This window comes from Myxococcales bacterium (genome assembly GCA_022563535.1).
In the GTDB taxonomy this organism is placed as follows: Bacteria; Myxococcota_A; UBA9160; order UBA9160; family UBA4427; genus DUBZ01.
The window spans coordinates 23,442-44,986 of the sequence record JADFNE010000006.1 but is presented as its reverse complement, the minus strand read 5'-3'; the positions used below and the strand labels follow the sequence as shown (position 1 = coordinate 44,986).

Sequence of the window (21,545 nt, the reverse complement as noted above, 5' to 3'; positions counted from 1 at the left end):
ACGTGTCATTTTCTTGGGTCCAGTTTCGCTAAGACCGGCCGCGGGGGGCATAGTCGGACTAGCCAATATCATCACTCCCTTCGTATCGACAGGCTTCAAAGAGAGCCGTCTGAATGTAGCGCTCACCAAAATCAGCAATTACTGTCACGATCAATTTCTTTTCATTACCCGGCCGTTTCGCATATTCGATTGCGGCGGTTACGTTGGCACCCGAGGAGATGCCGCACAAAATCCCCTCTTCCTGCGCCATGCGCAGGGCCATTGAGATGGCGGCTTCGTTTGAAACAGTGATCACGCCGCTCAGCAGGCTCGTGTCCATCACCTCGGGAATGAAACCCGCGCCAATTCCCTGAATCTTGTGTGGTCCGGGAGCACCGCCAGAAAGCACTGGGCTGGCTTCGGGTTCGACTGCGATCGACTCGAAGGACGCCTTCCGCTTCTTGAGTACCTGCGCAACGCCGGTAATCGTGCCGCCTGTTCCCACTCCTGCAACCAGGGCATCGATCTTGCCGTCGGTGTCCGCCCAGAGTTCTTCCGCAGTCGTTCGTCGGTGGATCTCGACGTTGGCGGGGTTGCGAAACTGCTGGGGAACGAATGAATCCTCAATTTCGTCGGCAATCTGGTTTGCCCGTTCGACCGCGCCGTTCATTCCCTTGGCGCCTTCGGTCAGAACCAGTTTCGCGCCAAAGGCACGCAAGGTGACCCGGCGCTCAGGACTCATGGTGTCGGGCATGGTGAGAATGCAGTCGTAACCCTTGACCGCCGCGACCATTGCGAGGGCAATACCGGTGTTTCCGCTGGTCGGCTCGACGATCACCGTCTTGCCCGGCGTGATGACGCCCTCTTTCTCAGCGGCCTCGATCATCGCCAGCCCGATGCGGTCCTTGACGCTGTTGCTCGGGTTCGCGGATTCGAGCTTCACGAAAATTTCGGCCGTGGCTCCGTCGGTCACCCGATTCAGGCGCACCAGGGGCGTGTTTCCGATCAGCTCGGTGACGTCGCGATAGCTACCCAATTTGAGCACCTCTTCTCAAAATTCGTCGGTTCCCGATTCGGTCCGCGGCCACTGCGCTAGCTGCGCTTCAGGGCCGGAGGCTGTCCCGTCATCCTGGTGTTAAGGGTAACCCTCAGTGACTATCCACACCTAGCTCTATTTGCAGCGGACCGAAGACTTCTTCGAGCAATACCGTGGCATAAGTGCCGCTAACTAGGGTGAAGTCGAGCTTAGCCGCCCCGTCACCCGCGCAGAACGCCAACTCAAGTGGGCGCGCGCGCAGCGCTCTGCGGGCCCCTCGCAGCGAAAGTCCACGAGGCGGCCTTAGATTTGCCGGATCAGGAATTCCGTAGGCCATCAGGGCATCCCTCTCTCGTTCTGCGGGCGCCCCAAGGGGTCTGGACACTTTGGTCCCAAAGATTGGCCCAGTTGGGCTGATTTCGAAGCTCCGGGCGCGTTCATTTTCCGTGGCCACGTCTTCGACGCAGAAGGAACCACCCGATTCGTGTTTGATGGCGAGGTCGCCGACTTCGAACTGATCCAGTGGCAGCGGCCGAGATTCGAGGACGTGATTGAACACGAGAGATTGAAGCGCCGAGACCAGAAACCGCGCCTGCTTGCGCTCTCTCGGCCGCGCTTTTCCCTGCAGGACGGCTAGCCCGCGCTTGGCGTTGTCTCCGTCGCGTCCGAATCGCTGGGCGCCAAAACGATTGGGAAAACCCGTGACCGCGAACGTCTCGATCTTGCCCTGCGCCCGCTTGATCTGTTCGTCCGTCAGATCGCGCACCCAGATCGAGAAGCGGTTTCCCTTCAGATGTCCGGTTCGCAATTTGTTCTGATGCCGAATGGCTTCGAGCACTTGCGCACCGGAGACTTCGAACTCGCTGGCGCGATCGGGGTCGAGATCGGGAACTGAAAACCATTGACGCGTGAGCGCGACCCGATCCTTTCGCCCGGCGCAACCAATGTCGCGACGCTTGACCCCAAACACCCGGGCGAGGTCGCCGATGACTTCTTCGGTTGTGCGCATGCGTTTTTCGATGCGCAAGAAGGTGTGGGGTCCGCTGCCCTGGGCTTCGTACAGCGGGATCTCGTCGACAACGAAATCCTCGGGGCTGGATTTGATCGTGGGCAATGCCATCAGGGTCTGGCGGTTCGGGTCGCCACGGCAGACACCGGCGCAAAGGAACGACGATGAACGGGGCTGGCGCCCAGGCGCTGTAGCGCTTCGAGATGCAAGGCGGTTCCGTACCCCATGTGACGCGCAAAGCCGTATCCCGGATAGCGCGTGTCCAGTTCCCGCATCAAGTGGTCCCGGTGGACCTTTGCAACGATCGACGCGGCCGCGACGGATCCATCGATCGCATCGCCGTGAATCAGTGCCTGCTGCTCGTAGGTTGGCGATTCGCCCGGAACCCCGGGAATCGTGCGGGCGTCGACCAGACAATAGTCGGGTGCGGGGTCGAGCCCTGCGACCGCACGCCGCATGGCTTCGAGGGACGCCTGGAAGATGTTCAAATGATCGATCTCCTGATGCGATACTTCGCCAATCGAGATTGCCACGGCTTGTTGCCGAATCGCGAGGTCGAGTTTCTCCCGTGCAGCGCGGCTGAGCTTCTTTGAATCGTTGATGCCGGGCAGTTCGACGTCGTTGGGAAGAATCACCGCGGCCGCAACCACTGGACCTGCCAGCGGTCCAACCCCGACCTCGTCGACCCCGGCAATCCTCTGCCACCCGGCTTCGAACAGCGAGTGCCGCAGAGCGAACAGGCGAGCAACTCGATCGCGCTCGTCTTTTGCGGCCGCGAGGCGTCGCACCACGCTCTTTACCAGGCTCTGCGCTCCCTGCCTTGGATCATCCGTCAGCGCATCGGCAAACTTCTGCAGCTCGTTTTCCGCCTCCAGCGCGACGATCCCGCGCAAGCGTCGTCGCAACGCGTCGAGAGACTGCGCTTTCAGGGGAGTCGATTCGTCTGATGGAATTGTCATTTCTCCGGCGGATCTTCTGGCTCTGGCTTTTTACTTGGCTCCGGCAGATCATCTATCGAAGTCACTCTCGGCGAATCCGTACTGCCCCGCAACCCCAGGGTTCGTTCGAGTGCGCGCAGGCGCTTCAACATATCGGGAAGCCGCTTGAGCGCCGCCATGGCGCGGTGCCATTGTCGATTTTCCATCTGGGGCGTGCCGTAAACCCGCGCGTGATCGGCCACGTCCTTGTGCAGGCCCGCTCGCGCGCCCAGGAAGGCCCGCGTCCCGATCTCGAGGTGTCCCGCAACACCGACCTGGGCCATCACGATCGTCCCGCGACCGATCTGGACGCCGCCGCTGAACCCCGACTGGGCAGCCACGATCACATCGGGAGCAAACCTGCAGCCGTGCGCGACCTGAATGAGATTGTCGAGCTTCACACGATCGTCAAGCAAAGTCTCGGTAAGGGCCGCGCGGTCGATCGTGGTATTGGCACCGACCTCGACGTCGTCGCCAATGACGACACAACCGATCTGCGGAACCTTGTGCAGGACACCGGTTTCGTCGGGTACGTAGCCAAAGCCATCTCCGCCGATCACGACACCCGGTTGAAGAATCACGCGGGCCCCCAGCACCGAGCCCTCGCGAATCACCACGCCCGCGTGAATCGTACAACTCTCTCCGAGCACAACATCGGGGTAGAGGGTCGCGTTGGGATATACAACGCAGCGCGCACCGATGCGACTGCGCGGGCCAATGCTCACTCCGGGTCCGATGCTGGCGCTTTCGGCAACTTCGGCGCTCTCGGCGACGAACGCACCGGGATCCACTCCGGCGGGCGGGCGCGGCGCGGGACAAATCTTTTCGATCGCTTTGGCAAAGTCGAGCAGGGGATTGTTCGAAAAGATTGCGGCCTTCGCGCCGGGATCGAAACCATCGGAAAGGATGACAGCCCCAGCCGAGCAGGCGTCGAGGCCCGCGACATGTGAGGCGTCCCGCACGTAGACGAGATCGCTCGGCCCCGCACTCTCGAGTGAGCCGACTCCGCAGATCTTGAAATGTGGGTCTCCTGTAAACCGGCAACCGAGAGTTTCGGCCAGGTCTTGGAGACGGACTTCCGGCACGGCGCGCCGACTACCGCGCGAGTAGAACGGCGACCGGAGAGGTGCGAGCCACCGCCGCGGCGTTGCTCCCGGTGAAGAAATCGGTAATTCGGTTGCGCCCGAATGCACCCATGATGATCAATCCCGCACCCGCATCACGCGCTGCGTCGACCAGCTTGACGTCCGGGCGGCCCAAGGTCGAAGAAGTCTCGCGGATCGGATTCGCGAGCCCGACTACGAGCTTTCGCACTTCCTCAAAGCGAGTGATTGCGCGCCCCTTGTCCTTGGAATCGACAAACACATGAACCTGTTCGCCGAGGCCATTGGCGAGGAACACGGTCAGCTTGGCGGCGAGCCTGGACCCGGGTGATCCGTCGAAGCCCAATACGATGGGTCCCGAGAGTGTTGCTCCCGACGGGACAATCAGCACGGGCTTGGTGGTCTTGCGGGTAACTGCCTCGGCGGTCGACCCAAACAAACCGCCGCGCACTGCCTCGGTACGACTGTCGCGACCCAAGACGGTGAGGCTCGAGGCGAGAGAGCGTTCGACGATGCGATCGTCGGCAGTGCCCTGCACGACATCACAGCTGACATTGAGACCCGCGTTCCGGGCGCGCTCGTTGAACCGGCGCAGGACGGCGTCGGCGCGGGCGCGATGATAAGCGGCGAGTTCAGTCTCGGGGAATGCTGGGAGACTCAGACCTTCGCTTGCCGGCGGTCGAACGAGTCGATCTTCGATCACCGTCATTGCGGTAAGGCTCGCGCTGAGCTTTGAAGCCAGCGTGATGGCGCATCCCTCGGCGGCCTGGGCACACTGCGATCCGTCAGACGCGACCAAGATTGTTTCGATCATATTCAGCTCCCTACAATTTCGCCGAACCCGGATGTGATTGGCGATCCGACCGGATGTCTTCCCTGACCTCCCCCGAAAACATTCCCTGAGGGAAGAAATTTTCCCCGCGCGGGTGCCCGGGGGGCAGATCGGGAGAATACGGCACCCCCGAGGGACACGCAAACCTCACGACCCAGGGGAGACAGGTCGTTGGCCCATGTGCCGATTCGGGCTGCCGGACTGGAAAGCGTTGGATGTTAAGATTTTTGTGCTCGATCTCCCCGCTGGATCCTGTCGCCAATTTTTTGAAGATCACTGCTGGAGCGCCAACCGAAGATGACTCCCACGGCTGAGCATGAACCGACGCGTGAAGCGCTGAAGACTCGAGGGCTTTGGGGCTGGCTCAGCGTGGTCGTCAATTTTGGTTATACGGTGTTCGGCTATTACGGTTTCGCGCCGCCCCCCGGAGGCATGCCCACCGACTGGTGGCATGGGCGAACCTACATCCTGGATTTTGAGAGTATGGGCGGGTACGTCGACAACCCGCTCATGGGCGCCTTCCTATTCGCCCTGCCCGCGATCGGCGTCTGTCTCGCGACGTTTCTCAGCAGCAGGTCGGCGATCGCCCGCATGCTTTCACTTTCACTCGCGCTGACTTCGACACTTTTCGCGGTTGCGGGCTACGCCGCGGCTTCTCCGTGGGAACTATTCAGTTGGCGATTTACAGCGGTGCTGGCCTTGACTGGCCTGTCGCTTGCCGCCGCCGTGGTCGCACCCCTGCTGGTAGCAAGTTGGCTTCGGCTTTCGTCGCGAGCGCGCTGCATTGTCTATCTCCCAATCTTTTTTTGCACGATGGCCGCGGTGCGGGGTGCCACCGGGACCAGTGAACACCTGATGTTCATGATTTCGCCGTGGCCGTTGTTCACGACAATGTGTCTCGATGACTGCGTTCTCGTCGTCGCCGGATTCTTGTTTTCCGTAGCACTCGGGGTGGTGTCCGTGGCTCGTCGAAAAGTCGACATCGCGGCCGTGGTGGGAGTTCTGGCCGCGCTCTGGGTGCCTGGTTTCTGGGTCGCGCGAGCCTGTACATCGATCGGACTGCCGGAATTGGCGATTGGAACCGCCGGGCCGTCCGCTTTGCTCGCGGCGGCTTTGATCGCCGCCTGCTCGATCGATCGGCAAAGCCGCAAGCGAAGAGAAACCGCGCTGAACCGCGGCTTTCACCTGGGGCTCGGGGCGACCTTGGTCTTTGTTCCGGTGTTCGCCGGTCATTCTCTGGCGGCGGGAGACTACGCGGTCAATCGCTTCGTGCGCGCGCCCCAGGTCATTCACGCCCTGCAGCAGCACATCATGGCCGAGGAGTTCTACCCCGAGACCCTCGACGATCTGGTCAAAGCCGGATACCTCTCGGAGTCGCCCAGACCGCGCATCGGATTCGGTTTTCTCGAGAAAATCGGTCTCGCCGACGAGGTCAAGTATCGCTACAACGAGTATGGAAGCAGCTTCATCCTCGAATTTGACTCGAACTACTGGGTTCAGTGCGCCTATAGTGGAAACTACTACTTCGATGACGAAGCTGAAGAACTCCAGGAAGATGCTCCCGACTGGACCTGCCTGAACAAGACTCCGATGCTCTTTGACGCTGGTGTTGAATCCGAAGATGAATACGAAAACAAAAGTGGGTACGAAGACGAATAAATAGGAGGCTGGATCCCATGGCGATGGACGCGCTCACGACTGCGTTCAGCTTGAAAGAACGTGCCGAACGCGTCCGCCGCATCAGCCTCACCTTCGGCAAAGTCTACCTGGGCATCAAGACCAACCAATGGATCGCCAAGTACATCGATCCCCCCAACATGTCGAAGCGTTGGTCGCATCATCACCAAGTATCGGCTCGCGCGATCTACCAGACTGCAATTGATCTGCAGGGCCTCATCCTCAAGGGTTGTCAGTTCATCGGCTCGCGAGCGGACGTCGTTCCCGTCGAGTACGTAGAACAACTCTCGAAACTTCAAGATCGCGTCCCTCATCGCTCCTTTCGCGTCGTGCGCGATACGGTCGAAGAAGAACTCGGAGTCCAGCTTCACGAGATCTTCAGCGAGTTTTCCGAGGTGCCCGTCGCCGCCGCCTCCCTGGCCCAGGTGCACGAAGCTCGCCTGCTGAGTGGAGAACGCGTCGCAGTCAAGGTTCAGTACCCCGAGATTGCAGCCACCGTGAGTTCAGATCTCGCCAACCTGCGCGCTCTGATCGGAGCCGTAGGCCTGATCGAACAAGAACTCGATCTCCTGCCGCTACTCAACGAACTCGGAACCCATGTGCCAAAGGAACTCGACTTTCTCAACGAAGCCCAGAACGCCCACCGAATCGCGGGCTTCTTCGAAAATTCCCCCAACGTCGCAGTTCCGTTCATCTACGAAGCCTTCAGCACCAAAAAAGTCCTCGTCATGGAGTTCATCGACGGAATCAAAATCGGCGACCGCCAGGGCATGGTCGATGCGGGAATCGACCCCGCCGAAGTCATGCAGATCATCGGCGCAGCCTACGCCGAACAAATACTGCGCCGCGGTTTTTTTCACGCCGACCCCCACCCCGGAAACCTGCTCGTGCGCAGGCGCACCGATGGGATCGGGGCCGAGATCGTCTTTCTCGACTTCGGGCTCGCCAAAGAATTGCCTCCGTCTTTTCGCGCCGGAATCACGGACTTCACGACTGCGATTTTCAAGAACGACGCAGGCGCAATGGCAGAAGCACTGATTGCGGTCGGGTTCGAGACCCGGGACGGGGACTCGGACTCGCTGCGAGAGATCTCGAAGGTCGTGCTGGAAAGCGCAATCGAGGTGCGGGACGCCGACGATTCAAGCCCGCCCGAGGTGCGCCGGTATGGGAGGAAGATCGTAAAACTCGTGCGAGAGAACCCGATCGTGCAGATGCCCAACCATGTTTACTTGCTGGGGCGGGTTCTCGGTTTGTTGTCGGGACTGGCGAAGACCTTGGGGGTACGGACGAACCTGATGCGGATGATGTTGCCGTTCCTGGTTGGGCGGAAGTGACCTAGAGTCTGCGCGGTAGAAGGCGCAGGCTCCTAGGCCTCGCCCGACTCCTCGTCATCCCGCACGAACGTCACGAACGCCATGGCGGGTCGCTTCGAAGAGTCTCTCATCGCAAACTGAATCGTGTCAAATGTCCACCCCTTGGCGGTCCACGAGTTGAGCGTTTTCTCGATGTCTTCCGCAGAGACCATGCTGAGTTCTACGACCTTGTACACCACTGCCACAGTTGGCTCCTAAAAAAACAAAACTGTCTACGTTCAAGACTTCAGCTTTGCCGCCATGTCGGCGGCGGCGTAGGTGAGGATCCAGTCGGCTCCCGCTCGCTTGATCGAGATCAACGCCTCTTCCATGGCCCGGTCTCCGTCGATCCAGCCACGTTCGGCCGCGGCGTGGATCATCGCGTATTCCCCGGAAACATGATACGCGGCCAGGGGCACGTCGAACTCTCTACGGGCGTCTGCAAGGATGTCCAGATAGGGCAGCGCGGGCTTGACCATCAAGACGTCTGCACCCTCTTCGAGATCTAGTCGCATCTCGCGCAGTGCTTCGCGGCGGTTCGGCGGATCCATCTGGTAGGAACGTCGATCGCCAAACTGGGGGGTGGATTCGGCTGCATCGCGGAACGGGCCGTAGTAGGCGCTCGAGAACTTGGCCGCGTAGGCGAGGATGATGGTGTCCTCGAATTCATTATCGTCCAGGCGCTGACGGATTGCGGCAACGCGGCCGTCCATCATGTCCGAAGGTGCAACGATGTCCGCCCCGGCGCGCGCGTGGGAGAGTGCGGTACTGGCCAGGCGTTCCAACGAGGGATCGTTCAATACCGTTTCATCTTCGATCAAACCACAGTGACCGTGGTCTGTGTACTCGCACAGACACACGTCGGTCATGATGCACAGCTCGGGCACGGAGCGTTTGACCTCGGAGACTGCACGTTGGACGACTCCGTCAGGTGCATCGGCACCGCTGCCAATGGCGTCCTTGGTGTCGGGAATACCGAAGAAGATTACGGCTGGGACACCGAGATCGAAGACGCGCTTTGCTTCATCGACGACCTGATCGACCGAGTATCGAAACACCCCGGGCATCGACGACACTTCTTCCCGCACCCCGCCGCCCTCGACGACAAAGAGGGGCAACACGAGATTGTCCCGGGAAAGCCGGGTTTCGCGAGACATCCGCCGCAGGGTTTCGGTTCGGCGCAAGCGCCGCATACGATTTTTGGGAAAACTCATGACTTCATCTCCACTATCCCGAACTACCCCGAGTTTGCGCCACATATTCTGCCAGCGCCGCAACCAACTCGCTGCCGCCAGGTCGCGCGGGAATTACCTGCGCTACCGCGCCCTGTTGCTCGAGGGCCTGACTCGTGGTCTTTCCCACCGCCGCAATCAACAGACCCTTCGCAGCCGTTTTGGCCGATTCGTCGAGCAGCGCGAAGAAGTTAACCACGGCCGAGGGGCTCGCAAAAGTCAGTACATCGAGGTCGCCCGAGAGTATCGCCCGGCGCAGCGCTGCGGCATCGACGTCCGCCGCAATGTTGCGATACGCCTCGACGACATCCACCTCGGCGCCGGCCTCTCGCAGCGTGTCGGGAACCACGTTGCGACCGATGTCCGATCGGGGCAGCAGAAAACGACGACCCGAGGGCGGCAGAATCGCGATCAGTTCGCGCAGGAAAGATTCGGAGTCTCCGCGGCCCGACCCGGTCAAATGAACAGGCAGTCCCGCTTCCAGGGCGGCCCGGGCCGACTGCGGACCCACACATAGAACCTGAGCACGCAGAGCCGAAAATGCTGCGGCCCGCCCCAACTCTCTCGCGCGCGCGGCAAAGAACCGCACCGCGTTGGCGCTGGTAAAAAGTAGCCCGTCGTAGCGATCGAGTTGAGACAGAGCGAGATCGAGCGCGCTCGTATCTTCGGTCGGCACGAGTTCGATCATCGGAATCAAGACGGGTTCTGCACCCGCCGCCCTCAGTGCACTGCTCATCTCTCCGGCCTGGGCATGGGTGCGGGTGACGAGCACGCGCTTGCCGAACAATGGCGTTCGCTCCCACCAGGCGAGTTGGCTGCGCAGCTTGACCACGTCGCCGATTACAATGACAGCCGGTGCTGTGAGTCCCGCTTCGGCGACCCGGGTAGCGAGTTCGGACAATGGGGCAACGACAACACGTTGTGTTGCCAGGGTGCCGTTCATGACCACCGCGGACGGAGTCGCAGGAGAGCGGCCGCCTTCGATGATGCGCTCGATCAACTGCGGAAGCTTTTGCATTCCCATCAAGATCACGAGGGTATCGACCGCGCTTCCCAACTCTTGCCAGCGCGTCATCTCCGCCGAGGGCACGGGATCTTTGTGTCCGGTCACCACGGCAAACGATGCCGCATGGCGGCGATCGGTCACGGGAATGCCCGCATACGCGAGCGCGCCGATGGGCGAACTCACCCCGGGCACCACCTCGCATGGGATTCCGTTTTCAGCGCAGACGCTCGCCTCTTCTCCGCCGCGACCAAACACGAAGGGATCTCCGCCCTTCAGCCGCACGACCGACTGTCCGAGCTTTGCGCGTTCGACGATCAAGGCGTTGATGTCCGCCTGGCTTCGCGTCGGCAGGTCGTGGCCGCGCTTGCCGACGTTGATCCGCTCGGCGCGCTCGGGCGCCAGATAGAGAAGCTCTTCAGTGGCAAGCTCGTCGAACAGCACGACGTCGGCCGAGGCCAGCGCCGCAGCGCCGCGAACCGTGATCAAATCGGGATCCCCGGGACCCGCACCGACCAGGGTCACTCGCCCTTCCCCAGGGCTGGTTTGTTTCTTGACTGCCATCAGGAATTCACCGAGTGCTCTGCAGTTCGCGGAGAATCTCGGCCCCCCCTCCTTCGAGGACCGCTTCCGCAACCCGGCGACCCGCCGCCGCCGCTTCGGACGACGCCACCTCTTCTTCGGCGCGAACGATCCGCTTGCCGTCCAAACTCGCGACGAGTCCCCGCAACCAGACGCGTCCTTCGCCGCGCTCGACCAGATGAACGGCCATCGGAACCGTGCAATCGCCCTCGATTCGCAAAAGAAAGCTCCGTTCCCCGGCAACGGACAATGCCGCGCTGGGTTCGTCAAGCCGGGCGATCAACTGCGCCACCGCGTCGTCTTTGCGGGTTTCGAGTGCGAGCGTTCCCTGGCAGACCGCGGGAAGCATGACTTCGCAGCTGATGCGCTCGCAAATCAAGTCATCCATGCCGAGCCGTTCGAGACCCGCGCAAGCGAGGATGACCGCGTCGAGATTTTCGCTTTCCAGTTTTGCGACCCGGGTTGGAACGTTTCCTCGCAGGGGAACAATCTCGAGATCGGGTCGATGCGCCAACAGCAGCGCAGCACGGCGCGTACTCCCGGTACCCACCCGTGCGTTTTTTCGCAGGCTTTCCAGGGTGAGAGTGCGGTCCCGCGAAACCAGCGCATCCCGGGGATCCACACGCTCGGGAAACGCAGTCAATACGAGCCCGGGTTCGAGTTGCGCGGGCAGATCCTTTGCGCTGTGGACGGCGACGTCCGCGCGACCGTCGAGCAGCGCCTCTTCAATTTCCTTGACGAACAGACCCTTTCCCCCGATTTCGGCCAGGGGAACATCCAAGATCTTGTCGCCTTGCGTCTTGATCACCAGCAACTCGGTCTCGTGGTCGAGTTCTTTCTGAATGCGGTCCGCGACAAAACGGGCCTGGGCCAGCGCCAGTTCGCTGCCCCGGGTGGCGATCCGAATCACGCTCATCGGTCTTCCCCGTCTTCATCGAGCGCAGGGTCAAACGAACTGTCGTCCTCAGCGACTTCCGTCGCACCACTGGTACCGGCTTCTGCTGACGCCGCTTCTGCCAGGCGAGTGCGCTCCATCTCTTGACGCAGGGCATCGTCGGCTGCGGCGCCGGGAGCTGCGTCGTCGTCCAGCGCAAACAGGACGCGCGCTACTTCGAGAGATTCGACACCCAGTCCACCTTCGGCTTCGTTGCGCAAGTGGGAAAGGGGTGCGTGCAGGAGCTTGTTCACGATCGCGCGGGTAAGGGCTTCAACCCCCTGGCGCTGTTGTTCGTCGAGTCGCAGTCGTCCGGCCATGCGCTCCATTTCGCCGGTGCGAATCTGCTCCGCTCGCGCGCGCAAGTGACGAATGGTCGGCACCGCCCTCAAGGCCGCCATCCAGCTATCGAACTGAAGCTGTTCCTGGCGAACGATGGCTTCCCCTTGATCCGACTCTCGGCGACGTTCTCCCGCATTGGCATCGGCGACGCTCTGGAGATCGTCCATGTCGTAGACGTAGGCGTTGTCCAGGGATTCGATCCGCGGATCGACGTTGCGCGGCACACCCATGTCGATGAAGAAGACAGGACGACTCCGGCGAGCATCGAGGGCACGTTTGACCATTGAATAGCCGAGGAGCGGTTGGTCTCCACCAACACAACAGAGCACGACGTCCGCTTCGGGCAAGAGCGACTCTATCTCATCGAGCCGATGGGGAGTCGCAGAAAACCGAGCGGCGAGTTCCTCCGCATTGGCGAGTGTGCGGTTGGCAACCCGAATCTCGCGCAAGCCTTCACGCTGCAGTGCAATCAGGGAAAGCTCGATCATCTCGCCTGCACCCAGCAGCAACGCGCTCTTGTCCCCCAGGTTCTCGAAGATCTGCCGAGCCAGATCGACCGCGACCCGGGCCACCGACACCGGGCGTTGGGCAATCCGCGTTTCGTTCTTGACCCGCTTCGCAGTCGCGAAGGCGCGCTGAAAGAGCCGGGAGAGTACAGGGCCACAGACTTCGTTCTCAACCGCGAGACGGTACGCGTCCTTCATCTGGCCGAGGATCTGCGGTTCGCCAACCACCATGGAATCGAGGGAGGACGCCACCCGAAATACGTGTTGGACCGCGTCGCGATCCCGGTGTTCATAGGTGAAATCGTCGAGGGACGCTCCCGTGACACCTGCGCTGTCGCCGACTAGATCGGTGCGAAAGAATCGATGCACTCGAAGTACTGCATCTTCGATTTGCCGAGTCGTCACCACGAGATCGACCCGGTTGCAGGTCGATACCAGGACCGCTTCTTCGATCTCCTCGCACATTACGAGTTTGCGCAGCGCGGGACCCGGGTCCTCCGCGGCGTAGCGCTCGCGAACCTCGAGGGGCGCGGTGCGGTGATTCATGCCGATCAGCAGGATCTTCAACTCATGACTCCCACGCCCATGACCCCGAACAACAGGAAGGCGAAACCCGCCAGGGCACTCGCCGCAGCTTGTCGCGCACCTTGTCTACCCGCATAGCGCGCCGCGACCAGACCGGCATAGATGGTCCACGAGATTACCATCCAGGCTTCGTGGGTGGTCCCCATCCAAGCCATGCCCCGGGTCTCGTGCAGCCAGATCATGCCCGTCAAGATTCCGAGGGTCAGTAGCGCAAAGCCCACCGCGGTGGTGACGACGTTGACTCGGTCGAGCGCTTCCAGGGAGGGCAGCGGAATGCTCGCGGCCACGGGTGGCTTTGCTTTGAGTCTTCGGTGTTCCAGCAGAAAGAAGAGACCCGCCAGGCCGGCAATTCCCAGCAACGCGATGCCCCCGCTGGCCAACAAGACATGAATATGCGGCCAGGTGCCGGTCTCGCTGACGTCGATCGGAACGCCACCCCCGGCCTTCCAACCGAGCGACGCGACAAAGACACCGAGAAACGCCAGTGGACCCACCACCGCAGCAAGTCCCGGCAACCGAACCTTTAAACTGAGCAGCACGGCGAAGACCACGGTCATCCAGGCACTCGAAGCCAGCACCACGGACAGCGACGTGATTGGAGGCGAATCCGCGACTCGATGTAGCGTGGCGAAGGCGGCGGTCTGCACCGCCGCTCCGAACACGAGTCCCCAGACCGCACCTCGACTCATGCGCGGCGCAGGCAATACGACACCCACCAAGGCCCCGATCCCCGCTGCGAGATAAATCGCGGCCGCGAGTTGCTGAAACTCAACCACCAGCTGTCTCCGTGTACTTAGTGTACTTGGTGTACTTGGTTTAGACACGATCTGGAAATTCGCCAAGTCCGTACATCGGCAATTTCAGGCGAAAGATCAGCGGTTCAGTATAGGATTGGATGGCCGGATCCGCCGGGAGGGGAATCCCTCAATCGCGCTTGCGCAGTTTGGCCATGCGCTCCATTTGGGCAGCGACCTTGGCCGAGTCGTTGACCATCTCGAAGACCCGAAACGCGGGCTCACCGAACAGCACGAAGCGAATCTCTTCGAGGGAGGTCTCACCGGCCAGGTGAAGCCTGGCCTCTTCGAGGGAAACTTCGGCGCAACGCTGCACCGCGAAACCTCCAATACCGGTCCCGATGGCCGGAATCGCAATCGTGCGAAGCCCCTTCTCGGCGGCGAGCACCAGGGATGCACGCAGCGCATCTCGAACATTCGCTTCCTCGGCAGCACCTCCCGGCGTCATGCCCGCCGCGTGCACGACGTATCGCGCCTTGAGATTACCCGCGCTGGTTACCACCGCAGTGCCGACTTCGATCGGTCCGATCTCGTCGCACTCTTGCTGGATCGTCGGGCCGCCCTTTTCCCGAATGACTCCGGCGACTCCGGTACCGAGAAGCAACTCACTGTTCGCTGCGTTGACGATCGCGTCGACATCCTGATCACTGATGTCGCCCTCCACCAAGTTGATACGGCCCAAGGATCTCCCCTTCTCTGTGCCCTCACGATAGGAGCCTGCGCGGCAGAAGGCGCGGACTCCTAGCCCTTCATTTCTCAGCGTTTGCGGCCACGTCCAGATTTCCGGGAACCGCGAGCCGAAGACTTTTCGTGCGCCTCGATCACCCCGGCCGACATCAGCGGAACCATGATCTCGTGTTGTCCCACCAGCGAGTAGCCCTTGCCCCCCAGTCGCGTGGGCCTTTCGACGATGTTCACCTGGGGCCGATAGTGTCGAATGAAATCGAGATTCACGGCGGTGATGCGCCGAACCGGATTGCCGAGATTGCGCGCCAGTGAAAGCGCTTTCAAAAACACTTCCGGCAAGATCACCGCGGAACCCACGTTGAACACCACCCCGCCCTCGAGTCCCGCCACCACCGAAGACAATTTTTCAAAGTCGCGAAAGCTCGTCTCCCCCAGCGCGGCACCGTCGGCGCTGGGGTGCATGTGATGGATATCGCTCCCCACTGCGATGTGGACCGTGGCTGGAATGCCGAGGCGAACCGCAGCCGCGAGAACAGACCGGTCTTTGTAGCGATATTTACCCTCGAGAATCTCGCGACCGATGCTCTCTCCCATGCCCAGGCCTTCGCCCGCACCCCGGTTGATCGCGCCGTTGAGCTGCTCTCCGGTTTCTCGGGCCATGCCGAAGCTGCCGTCGTCCAGCGCCTCGCCGACTTCCTCGCTGGTGCGTCCCATCAGCGCAATTTCGAGATCGTGCACGCTCCCCGCCCCGTTCATGAAGATTGCCGAGATGGCACCGCGCTCCATCAGGTCGACGACGACGGGCGCGAGTCCCACTTTGATCAGATGTGCGCCGAAGCCCCAGAGGACGCTTCGGTCACCCGTCCAGGCCTTGTCCCAGGCTCCCACGACTTCGCGCAAATCTTTTGCGCCGAGGATATCGGGCAACCCCTTCAGGAACTGCGAGAACGAAGTCCCCGCCTCGTATGGCGTCGCCTCGTCCCGGAGCGTGACCTTGCTGTGTCGGCTCCGCGCGGGAATTGTCTGGACCTTTGCACGATCGATCGCGCGCAGTTTTCGGTTCACGACTTTGAGGTTTTCCGAAACACGCCGCGTATTTTCTGCACTCGCTCTTCGGCTTGCGCCATGGAGTCGCTACCTCGCAATGCTGTCTCGCGTAATCGAGATCACCTTGGGGGGAAAGATACCGAGTCGAAGGAATGCGGGCTATAACCTCAACGCCCAGCGAGACGATCATTTCGAGGAGACGATCCCATGGCAACCATCACCGATGCAACTGACGCGACTTTTCAGGCTGAGGTTCTCGATTCGGATATTCCGGTGATTGTCGACTTTTGGGCCGAATGGTGCGGACCCTGCAAGCAGATCGCTCCGGTGCTCAAGGAGCTCGCCGAGCAATACGAAGGACGGATCAAGATCGTCAAGGTCGACATAGACAATTCGCCGGGCACCCCGGGTCAGTACGGAGTCCGCGCGGTGCCGACGGTCCTCGCCTTTCAGGGCGGCCAGGTCGTACAACAAATCCAAGGCGCCCGGCCGAAGAGCGACTTTGTCGAGATGGCTGAGAAGCTCGTCTAGCAGCCCGCTAGACATCCCCGACACCGGGCTACGGTTCATCAAAAATGCGAATCGGCCAGCCGCGTCGGGTTGCGGTGAGGTAGAGCATCGGGTCGGGATTGGTTGCGACCGGATGACCGACCAGGTCGAGCACCGGCAGGTCAGTGATCGAATCCGTATAGAACCAACTGCGGGCGAGATCGATCTGGTGGCGTTCGATGAAACCCTGAAGCCAATAGATCTTCCCCTCCTCCATGCAGACCGGTTCGACACAACGGCCGGTCAAGATACCGTCGAAGGTTTCGAGTTCGGTACACAGCACGTGCTTGACCGAGAGCGATTCCGCCAGCGGTTCGACCAGGAAGCGGACCGAACCAGAAACGATCGCCACGACGTGGCCCTTGTCCAGATGCTCGGCGATCAGGCGCGCGGCTTCGGGATAGATTTTTGGGGCCATGTATTTTTCGAACAAGGCGCGCCCGTCCTCGAGCAACTCGCTCTCGGGTTGTCCCTCGAGACCGCGCAGCATCTGGACGGTCCAGGCCTGAATGTCCAGGGTCCCGAGCTTGTACTGCAAAAACGCACCCGCGCCCCGCACGAGATCCCAAACAGTAATTTCGCCGCGCTCCCAGCTATGGCGCAAGAAGATCGATCCCGAGTTCTCCGAAATGATCGTCTTGTCCATGTCGAAGAATGCAGCGATTTGACCGCGACTCAAAATAGATACCGGCGCATGGAAATGTTCAGCAACAAGCCCAGCGAAATGAAGGCTGAAAGCATGGCCGACCCACCATAGGAAAACAGCGGCAGCGGCACGCCGATGACGGGGGCGAGCCCGAGCACCATCGCGATATTGATCGCGGCCGGCCAGAAGAGCGTCCCCACCAGGCCCACTGCGAGCATGGCGCCAAACTGGTCCTTCGAACTGGATGCGATCCACAGCCCCCACAACAACATCGACAAGAACAGCGAAAGCATCAGAATGCTGCCGACGAAACCCCACTCCTCGGCGAGCACTGAAAAGATAAAGTCCGTGTGCTGGGTGGGGAGGAAGCGCAGTTGAGTCTGGGTGCCCTCCATCCATCCCCGGCCAAACATGCCACCTGCACCGATCGCGATTCGCGACTGCATCGCCTGGTAGCCCGAAGCGAGGGGGTCGCGTTCGGGGTCCAGAAAATCGAGAATCCGCTGCTGTTGATATGGCCTCAGGCCATAGGCCCAAAGCGCGGTGAGCGCCCCGACCCCGGCCGCCGCAATGCCGACCCAGGCACGCAAAGAAATGCGCACGAAAGGCAGGAACGTCATCGCCACCAACAGGGTCAGCAACGCGACCCCCATGTCCTTTTGCGCAATGATCAGCCCCACGGGCGGTGCCGCGATCAAGACCGGGCGTATCAACTGACGTAACCCTGCGTTGGCCTCGGGGGGATTGCGGTGGAAGTGGCGCGCCAGCACGAGCACCAGCGTGATTTTTGCCAACTCCGAAGGCTGCATGCGTCCCTCGAACAACCACGCGCGTGCGCCGCGGGTTTCGGGCGCGATCACCAGCGTGGCGACCAGCAGGAGCAGGCTGCCGATGTAGAGCAGGAAGGCGAAGCGTTCGAAGTGTCGATAATCGATCATCAAGATGATGACCATCACGACACTGCACAGTCCGACGACCATGCCCTGGCGGCGCACGATGTCGGAGGTGCCGCCTTCGACGCCAGAGTTGGTCGCCGACGTGAGATTGACGAACGCAAACACGATCAGGATCGCCGCAATCGAAAAGAACACCCAGTCGAAGTACTGCAGCGATCGGCGATCAATATTCATTGCCGCCCTTCCTGCGCATGACCTTGTGGATGCCCTTGTAGACGCTCCTGCACAAGCACGACCTGAGTCGGCTCTGGGGCAGGCTCCCGGGGATGTTTTTCGAAATAGCGCGCGAGCACCTTTTGAACGATCGGCGCGGCCACGGTCCCACCGCCTTTACCCGCGTGCTCGACCAGGGCCACAACGACGATCTCCGGCTCCATGGCCGGAGCAAACGCCACAAACAATGCGTGGTCGCGATAGCCAATGGGGATTTCCTCGGGTTCCAGGTTCTTGACGAGATCGAGGCTCACCACCTGGGTCGTACCGCTCTTGCCCGCAACGATAATCCCGGGCACGCGAGCCCTTCCACCGGTTCCCCGTTCGCCTTCGACCACGGCGATCAAAGCATCTCGCACCACTTCGATGATCTCCCGCGAAACCGGCACCCGAGACCGCTCTTCGGGGATCATGATCTTGAGCACCTCCCGGTCCCAGGTCTCGAAGCGTTTGACGAGTTGTGGGCGGAGCACGCGTCCCCCGTTGGCGATGGCCGCATACGCCACCGCGAGCTGAATTGGAGTAACGAGGTTGTAGCCCTGCCCGATCGCGGCCGAGACCGTCTCGCCCTTGATCCACTCCTCACCCTTGACGCGCCGCTTCCATTCCATGGTGGGAATCAAGCCAGCCTTCTCGGCGGCGAGATTGATGCCCGTGGCCCTGCCAAAACCAAAACCCTTGGCGTAATGCGCCATGCGATCAATTCCGAGGCGGACCCCCAGATTATAGAAGTACACATCACACGATTCCTTGAGCGCCTGCTCCATGGCCACGTCTCCGTGACCTCCTCGCTTCCAACAGCGATAGACCCGCCGCCCCATGCGGTAGTAACCGGGACAGAAGATCTCCTCCTCCTGGGTGATCTCCTCCTCCGCCAGTCCAGCCGCCGCAATCACGGCCTTGTAGGTCGAACCGGGAGAATATTCGCCGGACACCGCCCGGTTTCGCAGCGGCTTCCAGGGATCGGAGATCAGTTGATCCCAGGTTTTCGAATCGATACCGCCAGCGAACGAGTTCGGGTCGTAGGAGGGTAGTGAAACTAAAGCCAAGATTTCGCCGTTGCTCGGGTCGATCGCGACGAGTGCCCCCATGTGGTCCGGCACTTCGGGATCGGAGGAGCGAAAAGCTTCCTCTGCAACGCGCTGCAGATCCAGGTCGAGGGTCAACACCACGCGGCCGCCGGGGATTGGCTTGATCTCGTCGAGCAATTCGATCTCACGGCCCGCCACGTCCACGACCAGGTTGCGGCCACCGGCGTGACCGCGCAGATGGGCCTCGAGCTCGGCTTCGAGACCGAACTGTCCCACGATTTCCCCCGCGATGTAATCGCTAAACTGTGGCAGGGCGAGCTGTCGCGTCCCCACTTCACCAATGGTTCCCAACAAATGAGCCGCGAGATCGTCTTCGACGTAATGACGCCTCGGACCGATGTTGGTCACGACCCCGGGCAGTGCGTAGCGGTGTGATTCGACCTGGGCGAAGCGCTCGTAACCGAGATCGCCGCGCAACACGACAGGTTGGAAGCGTCGGCGCCCGGTGGGGTGGCCCACCCGTTTCGAGATCTCCCCCGGCGCCTCACCCAGAATCTGACTCAGCGCGCGGAACGTGCGATCGCCGCGGTGGAGTTCGTTGGGGATGATCTGCACGCGATACGCTGGCCGGGTGGAGGCCAGAATACGGCCCTCGCGATCCACGATATCTCCGCGCGGCGCTTCCAGACGGACGGTTCGCACGAAGTTCTGTTCGGAACGACTCCGAAGCTGCGCCCCATCGACAATTTGCAGCTGGAACAGCCGCAGCGAGAAAGTGAAGAAGGTCAGAATCAGCACCGCAGCGATCACGCCAAGACTTCCCGAATTTTCCTGGGACCCGCCCCCGGAGAGCCGGCCATCGCCATAGCCGGAACTCATGAGGTGGGCCTCCTGGCTTCGATTTCGAGGCCGCGCGGACTGGCTTCACCGTCCGCCCACTCGCAGACTCGGAGCACAAGCGCGGATACGAGCGGCGCACAAACGGCGTTGACGAACGTATGTGGGAACAATCCCCCGATCCCCGTCCATCGGAAGCCGTTTGAGTCGGCGCCGAAGAATCGCATCAAGACAAACAGCCCCAGGGCGTAAAAAATTGTCATACCGCCCGCAAACAAAGCCAGTGCCACCCCACTTCGCAGGTCCATCCGCTGACGCGAGATTGCGGTCGCCGCATAAATGAGAACGCGCATCAATGCGTGTCCACCGAAGATCGAACTCGAAAGCATGTCCGCCGTAAAGCCGAGTACCGAGGCGATGAACAATCCACTCGTCACATCTCGCCAGTGAAGGCCGATTGCGATCACCACCAACAAGCCAAGGTCTGGGCAGAGTTGACGTGGAATGACCATGGACAGGCCGCTCTGAATTCCGAGTGCGATCAAACCGACCACCAACACGGAGAGCAGGCGCTTCATCGAACTTCTCCGCTGGGCCTGGCTGCCACGGCCCTCATGACGCAGGACTTGGCGGGTCGGGACCGGCGGCAACTGCAGCGGCGGACTCCGTACCCGACTTGTTGCCCGATTCGTCGTCACTCGGGGCCGGGTCGTCGTCTTCTTCGTCCCCGGTGAGCGCAGTGGAAGTTCCGTAAAGCAGTTCCATCGTCGGACCCTGATGGAACATCACAAACACTTGCTCGAGACGTTCGAAGTCGACCGCAGGGGTGAGGATTGCGACCTGGATCAGATCACTTCCGCGATCGCGAATCTCGCTCACCGAACCGATGCGCAGCCCTTTGGGATAGACCGCATCGAGACCCGACGTGAGCACAATATCGCCGGGAAGAATGTCACCCTCTCGGGCCACGAATTCGAACTCGAGTTTTCCGGCACCAGTACCGTGCACAACGCCCCGGGTGCGGCTGCGCTGCACGACGCCGTCGACCGCGCTCTGTCGGTCGAGCAACAACATGACCTTGGCCACATGGCTCGATGCCGCAGTGACTAGGCCCGCCACTCCGTTGTTGGTGATGATCGGATTGCCCGCGTTGACGCCGTCGTTGCGTCCGCGGTCGACCACCACCGTGCGAAACCAGAGCGAGATGTCGAGACCCACGACTTGTGCCGGCAGCATGGGGATTTCGAAATCTCCGCGCATGGCGGCAATCCGCTGCAGATGCCCGCTCGCTACCAGGGCTTCTTGATACTGAAGACTGATCTCTTCGAGTTCAGCGACCCGCTCGAGCAGGCGTTCGTTCTCGATGCCGACGTCGATCAGGTTCATGTACCGGCCCCACACGTTGCGAACCGCGGTCGCAGGAACAGAAACCAGCTGCTGCACGGGCGCCACGACCTCGAGCACCAGTTCCCGCCACCACGGGAGTTTCTGATCTGGGTTCTGGGTGTCGCCCACCATCGCGACCGCTGCGATGAGCAGCAGGCCGACAAACGCGATGGGTGCGCTGAAGCGCTTCAGGAACTCGAGCATGTTCCCCCGCTGCGACAGTCAAGATCGCAAATAAACCAACAACTCC

21 protein-coding genes are annotated in these 21,545 nt (G+C 61.3%); 3 read left to right on the top strand and 18 right to left on the bottom strand.

Annotated elements, in window-relative coordinates; all coding sequences use genetic code 11:
- Nucleotides 1–58: 58 nt before the first annotated feature.
- From cysK to IH881_03460, 5 genes are all read right to left on the bottom strand, one after another.
- Nucleotides 59–1,015 carry a cysteine synthase A gene (gene cysK / locus IH881_03480; protein MCH7866731.1) on the bottom strand — a complete coding sequence of 319 codons (957 nt, stop codon included), beginning with the start codon at nt 1,013–1,015 and terminating at the stop codon, nt 59–61.
- Between the two features lie 112 nt (nt 1,016–1,127).
- On the bottom strand, nt 1,128–2,135 hold the full coding sequence (locus tag IH881_03475) for a tRNA pseudouridine(13) synthase TruD (protein MCH7866730.1): 1,008 nt from the start codon (nt 2,133–2,135) through the stop codon (nt 1,128–1,130).
- Complete coding sequence (locus IH881_03470; protein MCH7866729.1) at nt 2,135–2,983, bottom strand: ribonuclease HII; 849 nt, start codon at nt 2,981–2,983, stop codon at nt 2,135–2,137. The genes IH881_03475 and IH881_03470 overlap by 1 nt, the downstream gene beginning before the upstream one ends.
- Nucleotides 2,980–4,086, bottom strand: a complete 1,107-nt coding sequence (gene lpxD, locus IH881_03465; protein ID MCH7866728.1) for a UDP-3-O-(3-hydroxymyristoyl)glucosamine N-acyltransferase — start codon at nt 4,084–4,086, stop codon at nt 2,980–2,982. The genes IH881_03470 and lpxD overlap by 4 nt, the downstream gene beginning before the upstream one ends.
- A 10-nt stretch (nt 4,087–4,096) precedes the next feature.
- A complete protein-coding gene (locus IH881_03460; protein ID MCH7866727.1) occupies nt 4,097–4,918 on the bottom strand; it encodes a universal stress protein in 822 nt (273 codons plus the stop codon).
- 315 nt (nt 4,919–5,233) lie between these two features.
- Here IH881_03460 and IH881_03455 point away from each other — a divergent pair, with 315 nt between their 5' ends.
- Together IH881_03455 and IH881_03450 are read left to right on the top strand one after the other, a co-directional pair.
- Entirely contained in the window at nt 5,234–6,595 is a 1,362-nt protein-coding gene (locus tag IH881_03455) for a hypothetical protein (protein ID MCH7866726.1), read from the top strand.
- Between the two features lie 17 nt (nt 6,596–6,612).
- Nucleotides 6,613–7,947, top strand: a complete 1,335-nt coding sequence (locus IH881_03450; protein ID MCH7866725.1) for an ABC1 kinase family protein — start codon at nt 6,613–6,615, stop codon at nt 7,945–7,947.
- Between the two features lie 32 nt (nt 7,948–7,979).
- Here IH881_03450 and IH881_03445 read toward each other — a convergent pair whose 3' ends face one another.
- The 8 genes from IH881_03445 to IH881_03410 all read right to left on the bottom strand — a co-directional run bounded on the left by IH881_03445 (nt 7,980) and on the right by IH881_03410 (nt 15,695).
- A complete protein-coding gene (locus IH881_03445) occupies nt 7,980–8,138 on the bottom strand; it encodes a DUF4177 domain-containing protein (GenBank protein ID MCH7866724.1) in 159 nt (52 codons plus the stop codon).
- 66 nt (nt 8,139–8,204) lie between these two features.
- Nucleotides 8,205–9,179, bottom strand: a complete 975-nt coding sequence (gene hemB / locus IH881_03440; protein ID MCH7866723.1) for a porphobilinogen synthase — start codon at nt 9,177–9,179, stop codon at nt 8,205–8,207.
- Nucleotides 9,180–9,192: 13 nt separating this feature from the next.
- Complete coding sequence (gene cobA / locus IH881_03435) at nt 9,193–10,764, bottom strand: uroporphyrinogen-III C-methyltransferase (GenBank protein ID MCH7866722.1); 1,572 nt, start codon at nt 10,762–10,764, stop codon at nt 9,193–9,195.
- A 7-nt stretch (nt 10,765–10,771) separates the two neighbouring features.
- Nucleotides 10,772–11,698 carry a hydroxymethylbilane synthase gene (gene hemC / locus IH881_03430; protein MCH7866721.1) on the bottom strand — a complete coding sequence of 309 codons (927 nt, stop codon included), beginning with the start codon at nt 11,696–11,698 and terminating at the stop codon, nt 10,772–10,774.
- On the bottom strand, nt 11,695–13,131 hold the full coding sequence (locus IH881_03425) for a glutamyl-tRNA reductase (protein MCH7866720.1): 1,437 nt from the start codon (nt 13,129–13,131) through the stop codon (nt 11,695–11,697). Before IH881_03425 ends, hemC begins: the two co-directional genes overlap by 4 nt.
- Nucleotides 13,128–13,925 carry a cytochrome c biogenesis protein CcsA gene (gene ccsA / locus IH881_03420; GenBank protein MCH7866719.1) on the bottom strand — a complete coding sequence of 266 codons (798 nt, stop codon included), beginning with the start codon at nt 13,923–13,925 and terminating at the stop codon, nt 13,128–13,130. Before ccsA ends, IH881_03425 begins: the two co-directional genes overlap by 4 nt.
- A gap of 148 nt (nt 13,926–14,073) precedes the next feature.
- Nucleotides 14,074–14,625: a macro domain-containing protein gene (locus IH881_03415; protein ID MCH7866718.1), complete on the bottom strand. Its 552-nt coding sequence runs from the start codon at nt 14,623–14,625 to the stop codon at nt 14,074–14,076.
- A 74-nt stretch (nt 14,626–14,699) separates the two neighbouring features.
- Nucleotides 14,700–15,695: a hypothetical protein gene (locus IH881_03410; GenBank protein MCH7866717.1), complete on the bottom strand. Its 996-nt coding sequence runs from the start codon at nt 15,693–15,695 to the stop codon at nt 14,700–14,702.
- 189 nt (nt 15,696–15,884) lie between these two features.
- On the opposite strand from IH881_03410, the gene trxA reads away from it, so the two are divergent.
- On the top strand, nt 15,885–16,208 hold the full coding sequence (gene trxA / locus IH881_03405; protein MCH7866716.1) for a thioredoxin: 324 nt from the start codon (nt 15,885–15,887) through the stop codon (nt 16,206–16,208).
- A 28-nt stretch (nt 16,209–16,236) separates the two neighbouring features.
- Here the strand turns inward: trxA and IH881_03400 are convergent, their stop codons facing one another.
- From IH881_03400 to mreC, 5 genes are read right to left on the bottom strand one after another with little or no spacing between them, the layout of a single operon-like run.
- Nucleotides 16,237–16,905 carry an HAD family hydrolase gene (locus IH881_03400; GenBank protein ID MCH7866715.1) on the bottom strand — a complete coding sequence of 223 codons (669 nt, stop codon included), beginning with the start codon at nt 16,903–16,905 and terminating at the stop codon, nt 16,237–16,239.
- Nucleotides 16,902–18,002 (bottom strand): rod shape-determining protein RodA, encoded by a 1,101-nt coding sequence (rodA, locus tag IH881_03395; protein MCH7866714.1) that lies wholly within the window; start codon nt 18,000–18,002, stop codon nt 16,902–16,904. Before rodA ends, IH881_03400 begins: the two co-directional genes overlap by 4 nt.
- The gene (mrdA, locus tag IH881_03390) at nt 17,999–19,951 is read right to left on the bottom strand and encodes a penicillin-binding protein 2 (protein ID MCH7866713.1); all 1,953 of its coding nucleotides are present in this window, start codon (nt 19,949–19,951) and stop codon (nt 17,999–18,001) included. Before mrdA ends, rodA begins: the two co-directional genes overlap by 4 nt.
- The gene (mreD, locus tag IH881_03385) at nt 19,948–20,487 is read right to left on the bottom strand and encodes a rod shape-determining protein MreD (protein ID MCH7866712.1); all 540 of its coding nucleotides are present in this window, start codon (nt 20,485–20,487) and stop codon (nt 19,948–19,950) included. The genes mrdA and mreD overlap by 4 nt, the downstream gene beginning before the upstream one ends.
- A gap of 34 nt (nt 20,488–20,521) precedes the next feature.
- Nucleotides 20,522–21,499, bottom strand: a complete 978-nt coding sequence (gene mreC, locus IH881_03380; protein MCH7866711.1) for a rod shape-determining protein MreC — start codon at nt 21,497–21,499, stop codon at nt 20,522–20,524.
- Nucleotides 21,500–21,545: the final 46 nt, after the last annotated feature.